Annotated in this window: 16 protein-coding genes; all 16 read left to right on the top strand. The window is 61.6% G+C overall.

Features of this window, described 5'->3' with window-relative positions:
* Window positions 1-146: 146 nt before the first annotated feature.
* The 16 genes from ndk to OX460_RS09345 all read left to right on the top strand — a co-directional run bounded on the left by ndk (window position 147) and on the right by OX460_RS09345 (window position 17,095).
* Complete coding sequence (gene ndk / locus OX460_RS09420) at window positions 147-563, top strand: nucleoside-diphosphate kinase (RefSeq protein WP_034752036.1); 417 nt, start codon at window positions 147-149, stop codon at window positions 561-563.
* Window positions 564-688: 125 nt separating this feature from the next.
* Window positions 689-1,864 carry a 23S rRNA (adenine(2503)-C(2))-methyltransferase RlmN gene (gene rlmN / locus OX460_RS09415; protein ID WP_034752035.1) on the top strand — a complete coding sequence of 392 codons (1,176 nt, stop codon included), beginning with the start codon at window positions 689-691 and terminating at the stop codon, window positions 1,862-1,864.
* Between the two features lie 11 nt (window positions 1,865-1,875).
* Window positions 1,876-2,673: a type IV pilus biogenesis/stability protein PilW gene (pilW, locus tag OX460_RS09410; protein ID WP_251350506.1), complete on the top strand. Its 798-nt coding sequence runs from the start codon at window positions 1,876-1,878 to the stop codon at window positions 2,671-2,673.
* A 67-nt stretch (window positions 2,674-2,740) separates the two neighbouring features.
* On the top strand, window positions 2,741-3,679 hold the full coding sequence (locus OX460_RS09405; protein WP_354669821.1) for a helix-turn-helix domain-containing protein: 939 nt from the start codon (window positions 2,741-2,743) through the stop codon (window positions 3,677-3,679).
* A 38-nt stretch (window positions 3,680-3,717) separates the two neighbouring features.
* On the top strand, window positions 3,718-5,016 hold the full coding sequence (gene ispG / locus OX460_RS09400) for a flavodoxin-dependent (E)-4-hydroxy-3-methylbut-2-enyl-diphosphate synthase (protein ID WP_251350508.1): 1,299 nt from the start codon (window positions 3,718-3,720) through the stop codon (window positions 5,014-5,016).
* Between the two features lie 68 nt (window positions 5,017-5,084).
* Window positions 5,085-6,446 carry a histidine--tRNA ligase gene (gene hisS, locus OX460_RS09395; protein WP_251350510.1) on the top strand — a complete coding sequence of 454 codons (1,362 nt, stop codon included), beginning with the start codon at window positions 5,085-5,087 and terminating at the stop codon, window positions 6,444-6,446.
* Between the two features lie 54 nt (window positions 6,447-6,500).
* Window positions 6,501-7,169, top strand: a complete 669-nt coding sequence (locus tag OX460_RS09390; RefSeq protein ID WP_099667088.1) for a tetratricopeptide repeat protein — start codon at window positions 6,501-6,503, stop codon at window positions 7,167-7,169.
* An 85-nt stretch (window positions 7,170-7,254) separates the two neighbouring features.
* A complete protein-coding gene (gene bamB / locus OX460_RS09385; protein ID WP_251350511.1) occupies window positions 7,255-8,400 on the top strand; it encodes an outer membrane protein assembly factor BamB in 1,146 nt (381 codons plus the stop codon).
* Between the two features lie 4 nt (window positions 8,401-8,404).
* Window positions 8,405-9,751: a ribosome biogenesis GTPase Der gene (gene der / locus OX460_RS09380; protein WP_070221915.1), complete on the top strand. Its 1,347-nt coding sequence runs from the start codon at window positions 8,405-8,407 to the stop codon at window positions 9,749-9,751.
* Between the two features lie 227 nt (window positions 9,752-9,978).
* Window positions 9,979-10,215: an RNA chaperone Hfq gene (gene hfq, locus OX460_RS09375; RefSeq protein WP_008450615.1), complete on the top strand. Its 237-nt coding sequence runs from the start codon at window positions 9,979-9,981 to the stop codon at window positions 10,213-10,215.
* A 114-nt stretch (window positions 10,216-10,329) separates the two neighbouring features.
* Window positions 10,330-11,553 carry a GTPase HflX gene (gene hflX, locus OX460_RS09370; protein WP_251350515.1) on the top strand — a complete coding sequence of 408 codons (1,224 nt, stop codon included), beginning with the start codon at window positions 10,330-10,332 and terminating at the stop codon, window positions 11,551-11,553.
* Window positions 11,554-11,555: 2 nt separating this feature from the next.
* Entirely contained in the window at window positions 11,556-12,848 is a 1,293-nt protein-coding gene (gene hflK, locus OX460_RS09365) for an FtsH protease activity modulator HflK (RefSeq protein WP_070254060.1), read from the top strand.
* The gene (gene hflC, locus OX460_RS09360) at window positions 12,848-13,735 is read left to right on the top strand and encodes a protease modulator HflC (RefSeq protein ID WP_099667091.1); all 888 of its coding nucleotides are present in this window, start codon (window positions 12,848-12,850) and stop codon (window positions 13,733-13,735) included. The genes hflK and hflC overlap by 1 nt, the downstream gene beginning before the upstream one ends.
* A 270-nt stretch (window positions 13,736-14,005) precedes the next feature.
* Complete coding sequence (locus OX460_RS09355; protein WP_099667092.1) at window positions 14,006-15,166, top strand: ATP phosphoribosyltransferase regulatory subunit; 1,161 nt, start codon at window positions 14,006-14,008, stop codon at window positions 15,164-15,166.
* Between the two features lie 3 nt (window positions 15,167-15,169).
* Window positions 15,170-16,483 carry an adenylosuccinate synthase gene (locus OX460_RS09350; RefSeq protein WP_086147765.1) on the top strand — a complete coding sequence of 438 codons (1,314 nt, stop codon included), beginning with the start codon at window positions 15,170-15,172 and terminating at the stop codon, window positions 16,481-16,483.
* 66 nt (window positions 16,484-16,549) lie between these two features.
* Window positions 16,550-17,095: a phosphoribosyltransferase family protein gene (locus OX460_RS09345; RefSeq protein ID WP_034752020.1), complete on the top strand. Its 546-nt coding sequence runs from the start codon at window positions 16,550-16,552 to the stop codon at window positions 17,093-17,095.
* The last annotated feature ends 22 nt before the right edge of the window (window positions 17,096-17,117 follow it).

Here is a 17,117-nt window from a genome sequence, read left to right as displayed (position 1 = left end):
AGCTTAAGATTTCATTAAACGGGGGCAGGGCGGCAAGATGCCCCCTGCCTGTCTGGGTGATATGGGGTGGAGTATGGTAAAATCAAAGGTTGATTGAGTTATCAATTTACCGTTTTAAACCTTACTTTTTATTGGAGTTTTCACACATGGCAATCGAACGCACCCTGTCGATCATCAAACCAGACGCAGTTGCAAAAAACGTAATCGGTCAAATCTACTCCCGTTTTGAAAACGCTGGCCTGAAAATCGTTGCAGCACGCATGACCCAACTGTCGCGCGAACAAGCTGAAGGCTTCTACGCAGCGCACAAAGAACGCGGCTTCTTCAAGGATCTGGTCGACTTCATGGTTTCCGGTCCAGTCATGATCCAAGCCCTGGAAGGCGAAAACGCCGTTCTGGCCCACCGTGACCTGATGGGCGCGACCGATCCGAAGAAAGCAGAAAAAGGCACGATCCGCGCCGATTTCGCCGATTCGATCGACGCTAACGCCGTACACGGTTCCGACGCTGTCGAAGCTGCTAAAGTGGAAATCGCTTACTTCTTCCCAGAACTGAAGGCTTAATTGCCTTAGATAACGTTATTTCCTGGCGTTATCTGTGAAATAACTTATCACCCCCTGTTCCCGCTGCGCTGTGGAGTTTTCGCTCCGGATGCGCGCGGGGACGGATTTTTAGAATAGACATGATCATGAATACGACGACCCTCACCAACTTGCTGGACCTTGATCCCGCGCAACTCATCGCCTACTGCGCCGAGTTGGGAGAGAAACCGTTTCGTGCGAAACAATTGCAACGTTGGATACACCAGTTCGGCGCTTCCGATTTCGACGCCATGACGGACCTGGCCAAGTCGCTGCGCGACAAGCTGGCCACGCGTGCCGAAGTGCGCGCCCCGGCCATCATCAGCGACCATACGTCGACGGATGGCACGCGCAAGTGGCTGGTTGACGTAGGCAATGGCAATGCCGTGGAAACCGTGTTCATTCCGGAAGAAAACCGCGGCACCCTGTGCATCTCGACCCAGGCCGGCTGCGCCGTGAACTGCCGTTTCTGCTCGACGGGCAAGCAAGGCTTCAACCGCAACCTCAGCGTTGGCGAAATCATCGGCCAGCTGTGGATGGCCGAATTCGAATTGCGCCGCACCAAGGGCATCGAACCGGGCCCGAAAGGCGAGCGCCAGATCACCAACGTGGTGATGATGGGCATGGGCGAGCCCCTGCTGAACTTTGAGCCGACCGTCACGGCCTTGAAATTGATGCTCGACGACAACGCTTACGGCCTGTCGCGCCGCCGCGTGACCCTGTCGACGTCGGGCGTGGTGCCGATGATGGACAAGCTGTCGCAGGAAGTGCCGGTGGCCCTGGCCGTCTCGCTGCACGCCTCGAACGATGCCTTGCGCGACGGTTTGATTCCACTGAACAAGAAATACCCGCTGAAGGAATTGATGGCGGCCTGCAAGCGCTACCTGGAATTCGCCCCGCGCGATTTCATCACGTTCGAATACTGCATGCTGGACGGCGTCAACGACAGCGACGAGCACGCGCGCGAACTGCTGGCGCTGGTGCAAGACCGCGAGTTCGGCGTGAACTGCAAGTTCAACCTGATCCCGTTCAATCCCTTCCCCGAGTCGGGCCTGTTCCGCTCGAAAAACCCGCGCATCAAGGCCTTTGCCCAGGTGCTGATGGATGGCGGCATCATCACCACCGTGCGCAAGACGCGCGGCGACGATATCGATGCGGCCTGCGGCCAGCTGGCTGGCGAAGTCAAGGACCGCACGCGGGTGCAGGAACGCATGGAAAAGATGACTGAGTATCAACAAAAATTTGGCGCCAATTTCGGCAAGATCGTGGAAATCCGCTCCTGATGAGGGAAGGCATGGCTTACCAACGCTCGCTCGCTGTGGCCGCTGTTTGCCTGGCCGTGCTGCTGGTCGGCTGTGCTTCCGCTCCCGTCGATGCGGGCGCCGCCTTGCGCCAGGAGGCGCTGGCGAGTACGCAGGAGCGTGCCGCGCTGCGCTTGCAGCTGGCCAGCGCGTATTATGCGCAAGGCCAGCTCGATGTGGCCCTGGCGGAAGCGGAACAAGCCGTGCAACTGGCGCCGGACGATGCGCAAGCCTATGGCGTGCGCGCCCTGATCCTCGCGGCCCAGCGGCAAACTGTGCCTGCTGAGAAAGATTTCCTTTACGCTTTGCGCCTTGCGCCCCACAATCCTGAGTTGAGCAATAATTACGGCCTGTTTTTGTGCCAGACGGGACGCGCCGCGCAATCGCTGGCGTATTTCGATGCGGCCTTGGCCGATGCGGCGTATGTGTCGCCGGAAAAAGCGCTCAACAATGGGGGGGCTTGCAGCCTGGCCCTGAACGATTACCCGCGTGCGGGCGCATATTTGATGCGCGCCGTGCGCATCGCACCGGACGTGGCAGTGACGAACGCCGGCCTGGTGCGCGTGTATTACCAACAGCAAGACTACCGGCAAGCGGCTTATTATTTGCAGCGGCTCGGCAGGATAGCAACAATGGAGAGCCAGACGGCCGATGTGCTGTGGCTCGGGATCAAGGTGCAGCATAAGCTCGGGGATGCGGGTGCGGAAGCTGGCCTGGGGGCGCATTTGCGCAACCACCATTCCAGCTCCCCCGAATATGCTGCTTATCAAAATGGGGCGTTTGATGAGTGAGACAGGGATACCAATGAATTCAGAGTGGGCAGAAACGCCTCAGCAGCAGCCCCAGGGCAATCTTGCGTTGGCAGGCGCACAGTTGAAGGCGCAGCGCGAAGCGCTGGGCTGGCCGGTGGAACAGGTGGCCGACCAGCTCAAGCTGGCGCCGCGCCAGGTGATCGCGCTGGAAGAGGGCGACATGGCGGCTTTGCCGAACGTGGCCGTGGTGCGCGGTTTCGTGCGCGCCTACGCCAAGGTGGTGCGCCTCGACGCGGCGCCGCTGGTGGCCATGATCGAAGTCCATCCGGCGCCGGCGCAAGATCCGGCCGCGCCCGTGCGGCGCGAGATTTCCGCCACGTTTTCCGAATCGCGCTTCCCGTCGATGACGCAGCGTTCGTCGAACCAGACTCCCCTCTGGATCGCCGGCGCCGTGGCTGTCGTCGTGGCGGCCGCCTTTGGCGCCTATAAGCTCGGCTATGTGCCGACCAGCCTGCTGTCCGCGCATGTCGAGAAAGAAACGGCGCATGCGGAAGTGGGTCCCGTGGAAACGACCCTGATCAAGCCGGGCCAGGATTTGACGCCCGTGCAGTCGCCATCCGTGCCCCTGATTTCCGTGCCGCCGCCGCCAGGCAACGATACGCAGACGGGCGCACCGGCCTCCGCCATCGCTTCGGCGCCGGCCGCCGCCGTGCCGCCAGCAGCTGCGCCGGCAACGACGCCAGCCGTGACGCCAGCCGTGACGCCAGCGGCCACGGCCGCCGTCACGCCGCCGACGGCTGCCGTGGGCGCGAATGTGCTGGTGCTGAAGGTGGAGCAAGATTCCTGGGTGGAAATTCGCCGTCCCGGCACCTCGCCGCTGATTTCGCGCATGGTCAAGGCGGGCAGCACGGAAACGTTCGATATCACGGGTCCGGCTACCTTGGTGGTGGGCAAGCCTGGTGTCGTGCAGGCAACTTTGCGCGGCGCCAAGCTGGACTTGCCGACCGTTGCCGGCGGCACGATTTCCCGTGTCAGCATCAAATAATTGCAGTAATCGTTCAAGCAAACTCAGAAGATAATATTATGGCTACCTCGAAAACAGCGATCGGCTCCGGTCCATCCGGCCGGCGCGACAGCCGCAAGGTGCTGATCGCGCACGGCCAGCGCCAGATCTGGGTGGGCGGCGACGCCCCCGTGGTGGTGCAGTCGATGACGAACACGGATACGGCCGACGCCATCGGCACGGCGATCCAGATCAAGGAACTGGCGCGTGCCGGTTCGGAACTGGTGCGCCTGACGGTGGACCGTCCGGAAGCGGCCGCGGCCGTGCCCTACATCCGCGAGCAGCTCGACAAGATGGATATCGACGTGCCGCTGGTGGGCGATTTTCACTATAACGGCCATACCCTGCTCAACGATTACCCCGATTGCGCGCGCGCGCTGTCGAAGTACCGTATCAATCCGGGCAACGTGGGCAAGGGCGCCAAGCGCGACACGCAATTCGCGCAAATGATCGAAGCGGCTTGCCGTTACGATAAGCCGGTGCGCATCGGCGTGAACTGGGGCAGCCTGGACCAGGCCTTGCTGGCGCGCATCATGGATGAAAACGCGGGCCGCGCCGAACCGTGGCCGGCGCAAGCCGTCATGTATGAAGCGCTGGTGACGTCGGCCATTGAAAACGCCGTGCGCGCCGAAGAGCTGGGCCTGGCGCGCGATAAGATCATCTTGTCGTGCAAGGTTTCTGGCGTGCAGGACCTGATTGCCGTGTACCGCGAACTGGCGCAGCGCTGCGACTATCCGCTGCACCTGGGCTTGACGGAAGCGGGCATGGGCAGCAAGGGCATCGTCGCGTCGACGGCGGCCCTGGCCGTGCTGTTGCAAGAGGGCATCGGCGACACCATCCGCATTTCGCTCACCCCGGAACCGGGCGGCGACCGCACGCGCGAAGTCATCGTCGGCCAGGAAATTTTGCAAACCATGGGCTTGCGCAAGTTCGCGCCCATGGTGATCGCCTGTCCCGGTTGCGGCCGCACGACGTCGACCACCTTCCAGGAGCTGGCCGACAACATCCAGACGTATCTGCGTGAGCAGATGCCGGAATGGAAAAAGTCGTATCCGGGCGTGGAAGCGATGAACGTGGCCGTCATGGGCTGCATCGTCAACGGTCCCGGCGAATCGAAGCATGCGAACATCGGCATCAGCCTGCCCGGCACGGGCGAGTCGCCGGCCGCGCCCGTGTTTGTCGACGGCGAAAAAGTCGTCACCCTGCGCGGCGAACGCATCGTCGAGGAATTCCAGGACATCGTCTTGAATTATGTAAAGAGTCACTATGGCGTAGCTGGGGTTTCGAGCGACATGTCGCTCGCCAGCGTAGCGGTATAGGCTTGCAAGCCTATACTCCTCAATAAGCCCAAAATTGAACAGCAATCGTAGCTAATAAAGTAGATACCATGTCAGAAAATAAAAAAGCCGATAAGATCACCGCAGTCAAAGGCATGAACGATATCCTGCCCGCCGACGCCCCGCTGTGGGAATTGTTTGAAAATACGGCGCAATCCGTGCTGCAAAGCTATGGCTTCCAGCAAATCCGCACGCCGATCGTGGAAGAAACGAAATTGTTCGCGCGCGCCATCGGCGCCGTGACCGATATTGTTGAAAAGGAAATGTATTCGTTCACCGATTCGATGAACGGCGACAACCTGACCCTGCGCCCTGAAGGCACGGCCGGCGTGGTGCGCGCCGTGGTCGAGCACAACCTGGTCTACGAAGGCCCGAAACGCCTGTGGTACAAGGGCCAGATGTTCCGCCACGAGCGCCCGCAAAAAGGCCGCTACCGCCAGTTTCACCAGTTCGGCGTGGAAGCCATCGGCTTCACGGGCCCGGATATCGACGCGGAAATCATCATGCTGTCGCGTCGCCTGTGGGATGATCTGGGCCTGGAAGGCATCCGCCTGGAACTGAACTCGATCGGCGACGCGGCCGAGCGCCTGCGCCACCGCGCCGACCTGATCGCCTACCTGGAAAGCCACAGCGAGCTGCTCGACGAAGAGGCCAAGCGCCGCCTGCACAGCAATCCGCTGCGCATCCTCGACACCAAGAACCCTGCGATGCAGGACCTGGTCAATGGCGCGCCGAAGCTGCTGGACTACCTGGGCGAGGAATCGCTGGCCCACTTCCACGGCGTGCAGAAGATCTTGAATCACAACAACATTCCGTTCACCATCAATCCACGCCTGGTGCGCGGCCTCGACTACTACAACCGCACCGTGTTCGAGTGGGTCAGCGACAAGCTGGGCGCGCAAGGCACGGTCTGCGCCGGTGGCCGCTATGATGGCATGGTGGAAATGTTCGGCGGCAAATCGACGCCCGCCGTCGGTTTTGGCATGGGCGTCGAACGCCTGGTGCTGCTGATGAAGGATGCAGCCGAGCCGGAAGCCCCGGCCCAGTGCGACGTCTACCTGGTGCACCAGGGCGAGCAGGCAGGCTTGCAAGCCTTCGTGCTGGCCGAGCGGATTCGCGATGCGGGCCTGGACGTTGTGCTACATTGCGCAGCGAGCAACGGCGGCGGCAGCTTCAAGACGCAAATGAAGAAAGCCGATGCCAGCGGCGCGGCGTTTGCCGTGATCATGGGCGACGATGAAATCGCCAATAACGTCGCGACGGTGAAAGCCATGCGCGAAGCCGATGCCGGTGCGCAACAGAACACGGTACCGTTCGACGATGTCGTCGACTACGTGGTGGACCAGATCATCGGCGACCACGATTGCGGCCATGACCACGGTCCTGGCGGCCACGTGCATCACCACCATTGATTTGACGCAATACCGTTCTACCCTCGATCAACTACTCATTAAAACTGACGACCCATGGCATACGATCACGAAGAACAAGAACAACTGGCAACCCTCAAGGCCTGGTGGCAGCGCAATGGCAATCTGACCTCCTGGGTCCTGATCGTGGCGCTGGCAGGCTACAGCGGCTGGGCCGGCTGGCAGTACTACCAGCGCACGCAGGCTGCGCAAGCGGGCCAGCTGTACGACGAACTGCAAAACGCCATCGCCGCCAAGGACACGGCCAAGGTGATGCGCGCGGCTGGCGACATGCAATCGCGCTTCAGCGGCACGGCGTATGCACAGATGAGCGCCCTGTCCGCTGCCAAGGTGGCGTTCGATGCGAATGACCTGAAAACGGCCAAGACCCAGCTGCAATGGGTGGCCGAGCATGGCACGGAAGAGTACAAATCCATCGCCAAGCTGCGCCTGGCTGGCGTCTTGCTGGACGAAAAAGCCTACGATGAAGCGCTGAAAGTGCTGGCGACGGCTTCCGTGGCGCAATTTGCCGGCGCCGTGGCCGACCGCAAGGGCGACGTCCTGGTGGCGCAAAACAAGCTGGCCGAGGCACGCACGGCTTACCTGGCCGCGCTGGCAGCGACGGACAAGAACAATCCAGGCCGTCAATTGATCCAGGTCAAACTGGAAGCGATCGGCGGTACGGTACCGGAAGACAAGGCCAAGGCTGACAAGGCTGCCGCCTGACAGGAACACTGATGGTGCGGCTGCGCGGCGTTGTGCGCCGCCGGCCTTGCCCTTACAAGTACAAGAAAAAGGTTGGATAACACTTATGCGTGTCACTGAAAAGCTGGTAGCTGCAAGTCTGTTGGCCCTGATGGCCGGTTGCTCGTCCTGGAACCCGTTCGCCTCGAAAGATCCGAAAGTCGAACCGGCCAAGCTGGTCGAGTTAAAATCGAGCATCGCCGTGCGCGACGCCTGGAAGTATTCGATCGGCAAGGCCGGCGTGTACGCGTTTACGCCTGCGCTGGCCGGCAACAGCCTGTACGTGGTCAATGCCGATGGCGCGCTGGCGCGCCTGGATGCGGCCAGCGGCCGTGAAACGTGGCGCATCAAGGCCGGCAGCGACATCACCTCGAGCGCCGGCAGCGATGGCGCGCTTGTGGCCGTGGGCGCCGCCAAGGGCGCCGTACTGGCGTTCGACGCCGATGGCAAGCAACTGTGGAAGGCGCAGGCGTCCAGCGAAGTATTGACGGCGCCCGTCGTGGGGCAGGGCGTGGTCGTGGTGCGCAGCGTGGACAACCGCATCGTCGGCTTCGACGCCAAGACGGGCGAGCGCAAGTGGACGGTGCAGCGCGCCACGCCGGCCTTGACCTTGCGCAATGCGCCGGGCATGGTGCTGGGCGGCGCGAATATCTACGTGGCCCAGCCGGGCGGCAAGCTGCTGGCACTGACGGCGGCCACCGGTGTGGTACGCTGGGAGATCGTCGTCAGCGAACCGCGCGGCGCTACCGAACTGGAGCGCGTCTCCGACATCGCCGGCACGCCGGTGGCGTTCGAAGGCGAAGTGTGCGTCGTCACGTACCAGGGCAAGGCAGGCTGCTTCGATGCCGCCACGGGCGTGCCGCGCTGGACCAAGCCGATCTCGTCCGATGTGGGCGTGGCCATCGACCAGCGTTTCATGTTTGTTGCCGATGACCAGGGCGCCGTGGTGGCGTTCAGCCGCGAAGGCGGCCAGAGCGCCTGGAAGAATGAGGCGCTGGCGCGCCGCCGCCTGTCGACGCCGGCCTCCTACGGCCGCAGCGTCGCCGTCGGCGACTATCAAGGTTATATCCACTTCCTGTCACGGGAAGATGGCGCATTAATAGGTCGTGTCAGCACCGACGGTAGCCCGATTGTTTCGGCTCCCGTTGTTGCCGGTTCGAATTTGATTTTTCAAACCCAATCAGGGACAGTGACCGCTCTCGCGGTCGAGTAATACAATGAAGCCGGTAATTGCACTAGTAGGTCGACCCAATGTTGGGAAATCGACTTTATTCAATCGTCTGACCCGCTCGCGTGATGCGCTGGTGGCGGATTTGCCTGGGTTGACGCGCGATCGTCACTATGGCGAAGGCCGTGTCGGCGAACGTCCCTTCCTGGTCATCGATACGGGGGGGTTCGAACCCGTCGCCAAGGAAGGCATCATGCACCAGATGGCACTGCAGACCAAGCAGGCCGTGGCCGAGGCCGACGTGGTGGTGTTCATCGTGGACGGCCGTCAGGGCCTGACCCCGCATGACAAGACCATCGTCGACTTCCTGCGTAAGAGCGGTCGCCCGGTCTTGCTGGTGGTCAACAAAAGCGAAGGCATGCGCTACACGGCCGTCGTGTCCGAATTCTATGAATTGGGCATGGGCGATCCGTATGCGATATCGTCGGCGCACGGCGACGGCGTCAACGACCTCGTCGAAGTGATGCTGGACCTGGCGTTCGCGCAGCGTCCGGATGAGCCTGAAGAGCTGGAAAAGACCGACCGCGGCATCAAGATCGCCCTCGTCGGCCGTCCGAACGTGGGCAAGTCGACCTTGATCAACACCCTGCTGGGTGAAGAGCGCGTGATCGCCTTCGACATGCCGGGCACGACGCGCGACTCGATCGAAATTCCGTTCGAGCGCGACGGCCAGCAATACACCTTGATCGACACGGCCGGTATCCGCCGCCGCGGCAAGGTGTTTGAAGCGATCGAGAAATTCTCGGTGGTGAAAACCCTGCAGTCGATTTCCGAAGCCAACGTGGTCGTGCTGATGCTTGACGCGCAGCAAGATATTTCCGAGCAGGATGCGCATATCGCCGGCTTTATCCTGGAATCGGGCCGCGCGCTGGTCGTGGCCGTGAATAAATGGGATGGCTTGCAATCGCACCAGCGCGACGAAATCAAGATCGATATCGACCGCAAGCTCGATTTCCTGTCGTTCGCGCAGATGCATTTCATTTCCGCACTGAAGGGCACCAACATCGGTCCGCTGATGAAATCGCTCAACGCCGCGTACGCAGCCGCCATGTGCGACCTGTCGACGCCGAAGCTGACGCGCGCCCTGATCGAGGCCGTGGAGAAGCAGGAACCGCGCCGCAAGGGTTCGATTCGTCCGAAGCTGCGTTATGCCCACCAGGGCGGCATGAACCCGCCTGTGATCGTTATTCACGGCAATGCGCTCGACGCCGTCGGCGATCCTTACAAACGCTATCTGGAAAAACATTTCCGCGATACGTTTGCGCTGGTCGGCACGCCGCTGCGTATCGAATTGCGCACGGGTAAAAACCCGTTCGCACGCACGCCAAGCAAGTAAAATTAAGTGCATATTAAGGCGCCGCGGAGATAATGCGGCGCCGACAGCCAATTCAATGGCTTTTGCACGGAAATAATAAAGTGTTAATGCGCCATGCGCGACAGCGATCGCGAAAACAGGTTACAGTAGCTATGACGCATCTTTCTTTCTTTGAAAGGTGTGAGAGCACTTGAAATCAAGCGAGTCGCCTCCAATTCTTACACAACAACATAAACAACGGAGCTGTTATGAGCAACAAAGGGCAACTGTTACAAGACCCATTCCTCAATGCATTACGCAAAGAGCATGTTCCTGTCTCGATCTACCTGGTCAATGGCATTAAATTGCAGGGCCATATCGAATCGTTCGATCAATATGTCGTATTGCTGCGCAATACGGTGACACAGATGGTGTACAAGCATGCCATCTCGACAGTGGTGCCGGCCCGTGCCGTCAATCTCAATATTGAATCTGAAGCGGAGTAAAGCGTTGAGCTTGACGGCCCAGCGCCTTTCACCCTCCATCGCCCCCGTCCGCGCCAGCGGCGCTGATGCGTTTGCATCGGCGTCGGCGTCCGCCACAACTCATCAGTTGCCATCATGCGCGCGGCACTAGTCGGGGTTGACTTCGGTCACAGCGACTTCGCCGCCAGCATGGAGGAACTCATGCTGTTGTCGCGTTCGGCTGGCGCCGACCCGATTTCCACCATCACGGCCAAGCGTTCCAGTCCGGATTCCGCGTATTTCGTCGGCAGCGGCAAGGCCGATGAAATTGGCGACGTCGTCGTCAACGATGGCCTGGAAATCGTCATCTTCAACCACGCCCTCTCGCCAGCACAGCAGCGCAATCTGGAAAAGCGCCTGAATGTGCGCGTGCTCGACCGTACCAGCCTGATCCTCGACATCTTCGCGCAGCGCGCCAAGAGCCACGAGGGCAAGCTGCAAGTCGAACTGGCCCAGCTGCAGCATCTGGCCACGCGCCTGATCCGCGGCTGGACCCACCTTGAGCGGCAAAAGGGCGGTATCGGCTTGCGCGGTCCCGGCGAGACGCAGCTCGAGACCGACCGCCGGCTGATAGGCGACCGCGTCAAGGCCTTGCGCGCCCGTCTGGAAAAGCTGCACAAGCAGCGCGAAACGCAGCGCCGCGCGCGCGGCCGCAATCACACATTTTCCGTGTCCCTGGTCGGCTATACCAACGCCGGCAAGTCGACGCTGTTCAATGCCGTGACCAAGGCCGGCGTGTATGTCGCCGACCAGTTGTTCGCCACCCTCGACACCACCTCGCGCCGGGTTTACCTGGGCCAGGACGTGGGCAACGTGGTGATCTCCGACACGGTCGGCTTCGTGCGCGAATTGCCGCATCAGCTGGTGGCGGCCTTCCGCGCCACGCTCGAAGAAACCATCCATGCCGATTTGCTGCTGCACGTCGTCGACGCCGCGTCGCCGGTGCGCATGGAGCAGATCGAGCAGGTCAACCTGGTCTTGAAAGAGATCGGCGCCGATCATATTCCGCAAATCCTCGTGTGGAACAAGATCGATGCGGCCGGGCTGGAGCCTTCGGTGGAGCGCGATGAATATGCTACGATCAGTCGCGTGTTCGTCAGTGCGCAGAAGGGCAGCGGGCTCGACCTGCTGCGCGATGCGATTGTCGAGATGGCCAGGAAGGCGCCCGGTTCGGCCCACCTGTACCAGAACGATGAAGCACTGCAGGAAGATCAGTTTGACGGTCAGTACGACCAGCACGATGGCGCCGCCCCGGACCAGGACGAAGAGCCTGGCGAGGACGATAGGATTTCCACCCACTCCCAAGTCGGAACACGATAGTTATGCTTGTCTCCCTACTCAAAAAAACAGGCTTGAAGTTGTCCCTGAACGATCCCCGCTGGGGCAATCGCAAGGACGACGGCAAGAAAGCCCAAGAAGGCAAAAAGCCCGGCGAAGGTCCGCCGGACCTCGATCAGTTGTGGCGCGATTTCAATCAGCGCCTGAACGCCTTTTTCGGACAGAAGAACCGTCCCGACAACGGCGGCAATAACAACGGCGGCGGCGGTGGTCCGCGTCCCGACATGAAGGGCGCCGGCATCACCGCCGGCGTGGTCGGCGTGATCGCCGTCTTCATCTGGCTCGCCAGCGGCGCCTTCATCGTGCAAGAGGGCCAGAACGGTGTCGTGCTCACGTTCGGCAAGTACAGCCACACCACGCCGGCCGGTTTCAACTGGCGCTGGCCGTACCCGTTCCAGACCGACGAAACCGTCAACGTGTCGCAGGTGCGTACGGTGGAAGTGGGTTACCGCCAGTCGCTGCGCAACAAGCAGGCCAGCGAATCGCTGATGCTGACGGACGATGAAAACATCATCGACATCCAGTTCGCGGTGCAATACACCCTGAAAGATCCCGTGGCGTGGCTGTTCAACACGCGCGACCAGGAAGACACCCTGCGCCAGGTCGCCGAAACGGCGATCCGCGAAGTGGTCGGTCGCAGCAAGATGGACTTCGTGCTGTACGAAGGCCGCGAAAAGGTGGCTTACGATACGCAGCAGCTGATGCAGCAGATCCTCGACCGCTACAAGGTCGGCGCCGTCATCACCAACGTGACGATGCAGGCCGTGCAGCCGCCGGAGCAGGTGCAAGCCGCCTTCGACGATGCCGTCAAGGCAGGCCAGGACCGCGAACGCCAGAAGAATGAAGGCCAGGCTTACGCCAACGACGTCATTCCAAAAGCGCGCGGTGCCGCATTCCGCCTGATGGAGGAAGCTGCCGCGTACAGCGCGATGGTGACCGAGAACGCCGCCGGTAATGCCTCGCGCTTCAAGCAGGTGCTGGTCGAGTACCAGAAGGCGCCGGTCGTCACGCGCGACCGCATGTACCTCGAGACGATGCAGCAAGTGTTCAGCAGTGCCAGCAAGGTCATGGTCGACGCGAAGACGGGCAGCAATCTGCTGTACCTGCCGCTCGACAAGCTGATCGCCCAGACGGCTGCCACCGACGCTGCCGCTGCTGCCGCCCGTGCTGCCGCGACACCCGCAGCCAACACCGTTTTGCCACAGGAAGCCATGCCGACAGTAGAAGTCAATACGCGCCGCGACAGCCGCTCTTCGCGTGAACGGGAGAGCCGCTAATGAACCGTATCGTAGCCGCCCTGATCGCGGGCTTTATCGCGATCATGCTCTTGTCCTCGACCGTGTTCGTGGTCGACCAGCGTAAGTATGCGGTCGTCTTCGCCCTCGGCGAAGTCAAGGAAGTCATCAGCACGCCGGGCCTGTATTTCAAGCTGCCGCCGCCGTTCCAGAACGTGCTGTACCTGGACAAGCGCATCCTGACCCTGGATACGCCGGAGCCGGAACGCTTCATTACGGCCGAGAAGAAGAACATCCTCGTCGACGCGTATGTGAAATGGCGCATCGCCGATCCACGGCTGTATTTCCGCAGCTTTGGCGGCGATGAAAAGCCGGCCCGCAACCGCATGTCGCAAATCGTCAAGGCGGCGCTGAACGATGAAATCACCAAGCGCACCGTGCGCGAAGTGATCTCGGGCCAGCGCGGCAAGGTGATGGAAGCGATCCTGGCGAAGGTTTCGGCGGAAGCGAAGGCCATCGGCGTGGAAATCGTCGACGTGCGCCTGAAGCGCGTCGACTACGTCGAGCAGATCAACAACTCCGTGTACGAGCGCATGAAGTCCGAGCGCGTGCGCGTGGCCAATGAGCTGCGTTCGACCGGTTCGGCCGACTCCGAAAAAATCCGCGCCGACGCCGACAAGCAGCGCACGGTGATCCTGGCCGAAGCGTATCGCGAAGCCGAGAAGATCCGCGGCGAGGGCGATGCCAAGGCATCGCAGATCTATGCGGAAGCGTTTGGCAAGAATCCGGAGTTCTACAAGTTCTACCGTAGCCTGGAAGCCTACCGCGCCACGTTCAAGGACAAGGGCGACGTGATGGTGGTCGATCCGAGTTCGGAATTCTTCAAGTACTTCAAGGGTGGCGGCGCAGCCGGTCCGGCCAAGAAGTAAGGCAGCATCCAGACTGCTCCCGGCCGCAAGGTCGGGTGCGGCAGCAGCGGGGCCGGCGTGAATGCCGGCCCCGTTTTTTTGTGCCCGGCATGCTGTTGCGGGAAGGCGTAAAATGCGGTGTTTTTAGGGCTGTGCGGCAGCGTTTCGGACAACTTATCCCTAAAGGCCCGTGTTTTCGCGTAAAATATCAGGTTCGGCCTCTTGCCTGGCGCGCCCGCCGCTGCCTCGCATGATGCATTTTTTCAACTTTCTTCCGTATCTCGCTCCCTCATGCCGAATTGGCTTTTGCCCGAAAATATTGCCGATGTTCTGCCGTCGGAAGCGCGCAAGATCGAAGAGCTGCGCCGCCTCATGCTGGACAATTTCCGTCTGTACGGATATGAACTGGTCATGCCGCCGCTGCTCGAGTATCTGGAATCGCTGATGACTGGCGCTGGCAAGGATACCGACCTGCGCACGTTCAAACTGGTCGACCAGCTGTCGGGCCGCATGCTCGGCCTGCGCGCCGACATGACGACGCAAGTGGCGCGCATCGACGCCCACCTGCTCAACCGTGCCACCGTCACCCGCCTGTGCTACGCCGGCAGCGTGCTGCATACCCGTCCGTCGGGCCTGCACGCGACCCGCGAACCGCTGCAGATCGGCGCCGAGATCTATGGCCACGCGGGCCTGGAAGCGGATGCCGAGATCCAGGAACTGGCGCTCGCCTCGCTGGCACTGGCCGGTTTCGACGCGGTCCGCCTGGATTTGTCGCACGTCGGCCTGTTGCGCGCTATCATTGCGCAAGACGCCGCTGCCGTGCGCGACGAGGCTGCGCTGTACACCCTGCTGCGCGCGAAAGATGCGCCGGGCCTGCGCGCCCTGACGGCCGGCTACGACGCCGTGACGCGCGATGCGCTGCTGGCCTTGCCGAACCTGTATGGCGATATCGACGTGCTGGCGCGTGCGCGCGAAGTGCTGCCGCCGCTGCCGGGCGTGCTCAAGGCGCTGGCCGAACTGGCCGCGCTGGCCGGTTCCGCCCTGGGCCGCGCCGAAGTGGCGATCGACCTGGCCGACCTGCGCGGCTACCAATATGAAAGCGGCGCGATGTTTGCGCTGTATGTACCTGGCTTGCCGAACGCGGTTGCGCGCGGCGGCCGTTATGACCACGTCGGCGAAGCGTTCGGCCGGGCTCGTCCCGCGACCGGCTTCTCGCTCGATTTGCGCGAACTGGCGCGCCTGTTGCCGACCGCGGAACGGAAGCATTCGATCCGCGCGCCGTGGGGCAGCGCGCCAGAATTGAAGGAAAAAATCGCCGAGTTGCGCAAGGCGGGCGAGGTCGTGATCCAGAGTATGCCGGGTCACAGTAATGAACAAGACGAGTTCGAGTGCGATCGCGTGCTGGTACTTGCCGATAATGGTAGTAGCTGGATTCTTAAAAACTTAGGTTGAGTGATGTCAAAGAAAATTATGGCAAAGAACGTTGTTGTCATCGGCACCCAATGGGGCGATGAAGGTAAAGGCAAGATCGTCGACTGGTTGACCGATCACGCCCAGGGTGTGGTGCGCTTCCAGGGCGGCCACAATGCAGGCCACACGCTGGTCATCGGCGGCGTGAAAACCGCGCTGCAGCTGATCCCGTCGGGCATCATGCGTCCAGGCGTCGCCTGCTACATCGGCAACGGCGTGGTCGTTTCCGTGCCGGACGTGCTGCGTGAAATCGACAAGCTCGAAGCCGTCGGCGTCGAAGTCGCCTCGCGCCTGAAAGTGTCGGACGCCGCGCCGGTGATCCTGCCTTACCACTCGGCACTCGACCTGGCCCGTGAAGCGGCGCGCGGCGCGGCCAAGATCGGCACCACCGGCAAGGGCATCGGCCCGGCCTACGAAGACAAGGTGGCGCGCCGCGCCATCCGCGTCGCCGACTTGCTGAACGAAGCCCGTTTCGCTGAAAAACTGGCGGAAAACCTCGATTACCACAACTTTGTGCTGGAGCACTACCTGAAGGCTCCGCGCATCGATTATCAGAAGACCCTCGACGACGCGCTGGCCTACGTGCCGCGTCTGCGTCCGATGGTCACCGACGTGTCGAGCGCGCTGTACAAGGCGCACAAGGCCGGCGCGAACCTGCTGTTCGAAGGCGCGCAAGGTTCCCTGCTCGACGTCGACCACGGCACCTATCCGTTCGTCACCTCGTCGAACTGCGTGGCAGGCAATGCCGCCGCCGGTTCGGGCGTCGGTCCTGGCATGCTGCACTACATCATGGGCATCACCAAGGCGTACACGACGCGCGTCGGTTCCGGCCCGTTCCCGTCGGAACTGCCAACGGATGCAGGCGTCGGTCACCACCTGGCGCAAGTCGGCCATGAATTCGGCACCGTGACGGGCCGCGCCCGCCGCTGCGGCTGGTTCGACGCCGCCTTGCTGCGCCGCTCCGTGCAGATCAACGGCGTGACGGGCATGTGCCTGACCAAGCTGGACGTGCTGGACGGTATCGAAACCTTGAAATTGTGTACCGGCTACACCATCGACGGCGTGGCCACGGACATCTTCCCATCGGGCGCCGAAGAAGCCGCCCGCTGCGTACCCGTGTACGAAGAGATGCCAGGCTGGACGGAAAGCACGGTCGGCGCGAAATCGCTGGCGGCCCTGCCGGCAACGGCCCGCGCTTACATCAAGCGCATCGAAGAACTGGTCGGCGTACCGGTGGACATGGTTTCGACCGGTCCGGATCGTGAAGAAACGATCGTACTGCGCCACCCATTCGAGTAAGCTGCTGGACACAATCCGCCGCAAGGCGGATTTTTTTAATCACGCTAATAATAAGATTCCACTATCATGACTACCCCACAATCGAACGATCAACATCTCTGGGTCAACTGGGAAGAATACCACCGCCTGATCGAGCGCCTGGCGCTCAAGGTCTACGAATCGGGCTGGAAATTTGACCAGGTATTGTGCCTGGCGCGCGGCGGCGTGCGTCCCGGCGACGTGTTCTCGCGCATTTTTGATTTGCCGCTGGCCATCCTGTCGACCAGCTCCTACCGCGAAGACGCGGGCACGGTGCGCGGCGACCTCGATATCGCCAAGTACATGACCATGACCAAGGGCCCGCTGGCCGGCCGCATCCTGCTGGTCGACGATCTGGCCGATTCCGGCGTCACCCTGGACAAGGTCACGCGTCACCTGAAGGAAAACTTCCCTGACGTGACCGAAGTCAAATCGGCCGTGATCTGGCTGAAAGGCTGCTCCGTCGTGCGTCCCGACTACTTCCTGGACGAACTGCCGCACAATCCGTGGATCCACCAGCCGTTCGAAGACTACGACGGCCTGCGCCCGCACCAGCTGGCGGCGTGGATCAAGAAGGGCGAAGCAGGCAAGTAATTTTGCGTGCACTCTTGCTAAA

The sequence above is a fragment of the Janthinobacterium sp. SUN033 genome (assembly GCF_030397595.1).
Lineage (GTDB): Bacteria > Pseudomonadota > Gammaproteobacteria > Burkholderiales > Burkholderiaceae_D > Janthinobacterium > Janthinobacterium kumbetense.
The sequence above is the reverse complement of the archived record's forward strand: the minus strand, read 5'-3'. Positions and strand labels throughout refer to the sequence as shown.

What these genes read in the sequence shown, in the direction of transcription:
- pilW (WP_251350506.1), top strand. Translation starts at nt 1,876, where the DNA reads ATGGCTTACCAACGCTCGCTCGCTGTGGCCGCTGTTTGCCTGGCCGTG.
- OX460_RS09355 (WP_099667092.1), top strand. Translation starts at nt 14,006, where the DNA reads ATGCCGAATTGGCTTTTGCCCGAAAATATTGCCGATGTTCTGCCGTCG.
- OX460_RS09345 (WP_034752020.1), top strand. Translation starts at nt 16,550, where the DNA reads ATGACTACCCCACAATCGAACGATCAACATCTCTGGGTCAACTGGGAA.
- ispG (WP_251350508.1), top strand. Translation starts at nt 3,718, where the DNA reads ATGGCTACCTCGAAAACAGCGATCGGCTCCGGTCCATCCGGCCGGCGC.
- ndk (WP_034752036.1), top strand. Translation starts at nt 147, where the DNA reads ATGGCAATCGAACGCACCCTGTCGATCATCAAACCAGACGCAGTTGCA.
- rlmN (WP_034752035.1), top strand. Translation starts at nt 689, where the DNA reads ATGAATACGACGACCCTCACCAACTTGCTGGACCTTGATCCCGCGCAA.
- hflC (WP_099667091.1), top strand. Translation starts at nt 12,848, where the DNA reads ATGAACCGTATCGTAGCCGCCCTGATCGCGGGCTTTATCGCGATCATG.
- OX460_RS09350 (WP_086147765.1), top strand. Translation starts at nt 15,170, where the DNA reads ATGTCAAAGAAAATTATGGCAAAGAACGTTGTTGTCATCGGCACCCAA.
- hflX (WP_251350515.1), top strand. Translation starts at nt 10,330, where the DNA reads ATGCGCGCGGCACTAGTCGGGGTTGACTTCGGTCACAGCGACTTCGCC.
- hfq (WP_008450615.1), top strand. Translation starts at nt 9,979, where the DNA reads ATGAGCAACAAAGGGCAACTGTTACAAGACCCATTCCTCAATGCATTA.
- der (WP_070221915.1), top strand. Translation starts at nt 8,405, where the DNA reads ATGAAGCCGGTAATTGCACTAGTAGGTCGACCCAATGTTGGGAAATCG.
- OX460_RS09390 (WP_099667088.1), top strand. Translation starts at nt 6,501, where the DNA reads ATGGCATACGATCACGAAGAACAAGAACAACTGGCAACCCTCAAGGCC.
- hisS (WP_251350510.1), top strand. Translation starts at nt 5,085, where the DNA reads ATGTCAGAAAATAAAAAAGCCGATAAGATCACCGCAGTCAAAGGCATG.
- bamB (WP_251350511.1), top strand. Translation starts at nt 7,255, where the DNA reads ATGCGTGTCACTGAAAAGCTGGTAGCTGCAAGTCTGTTGGCCCTGATG.
- hflK (WP_070254060.1), top strand. Translation starts at nt 11,556, where the DNA reads ATGCTTGTCTCCCTACTCAAAAAAACAGGCTTGAAGTTGTCCCTGAAC.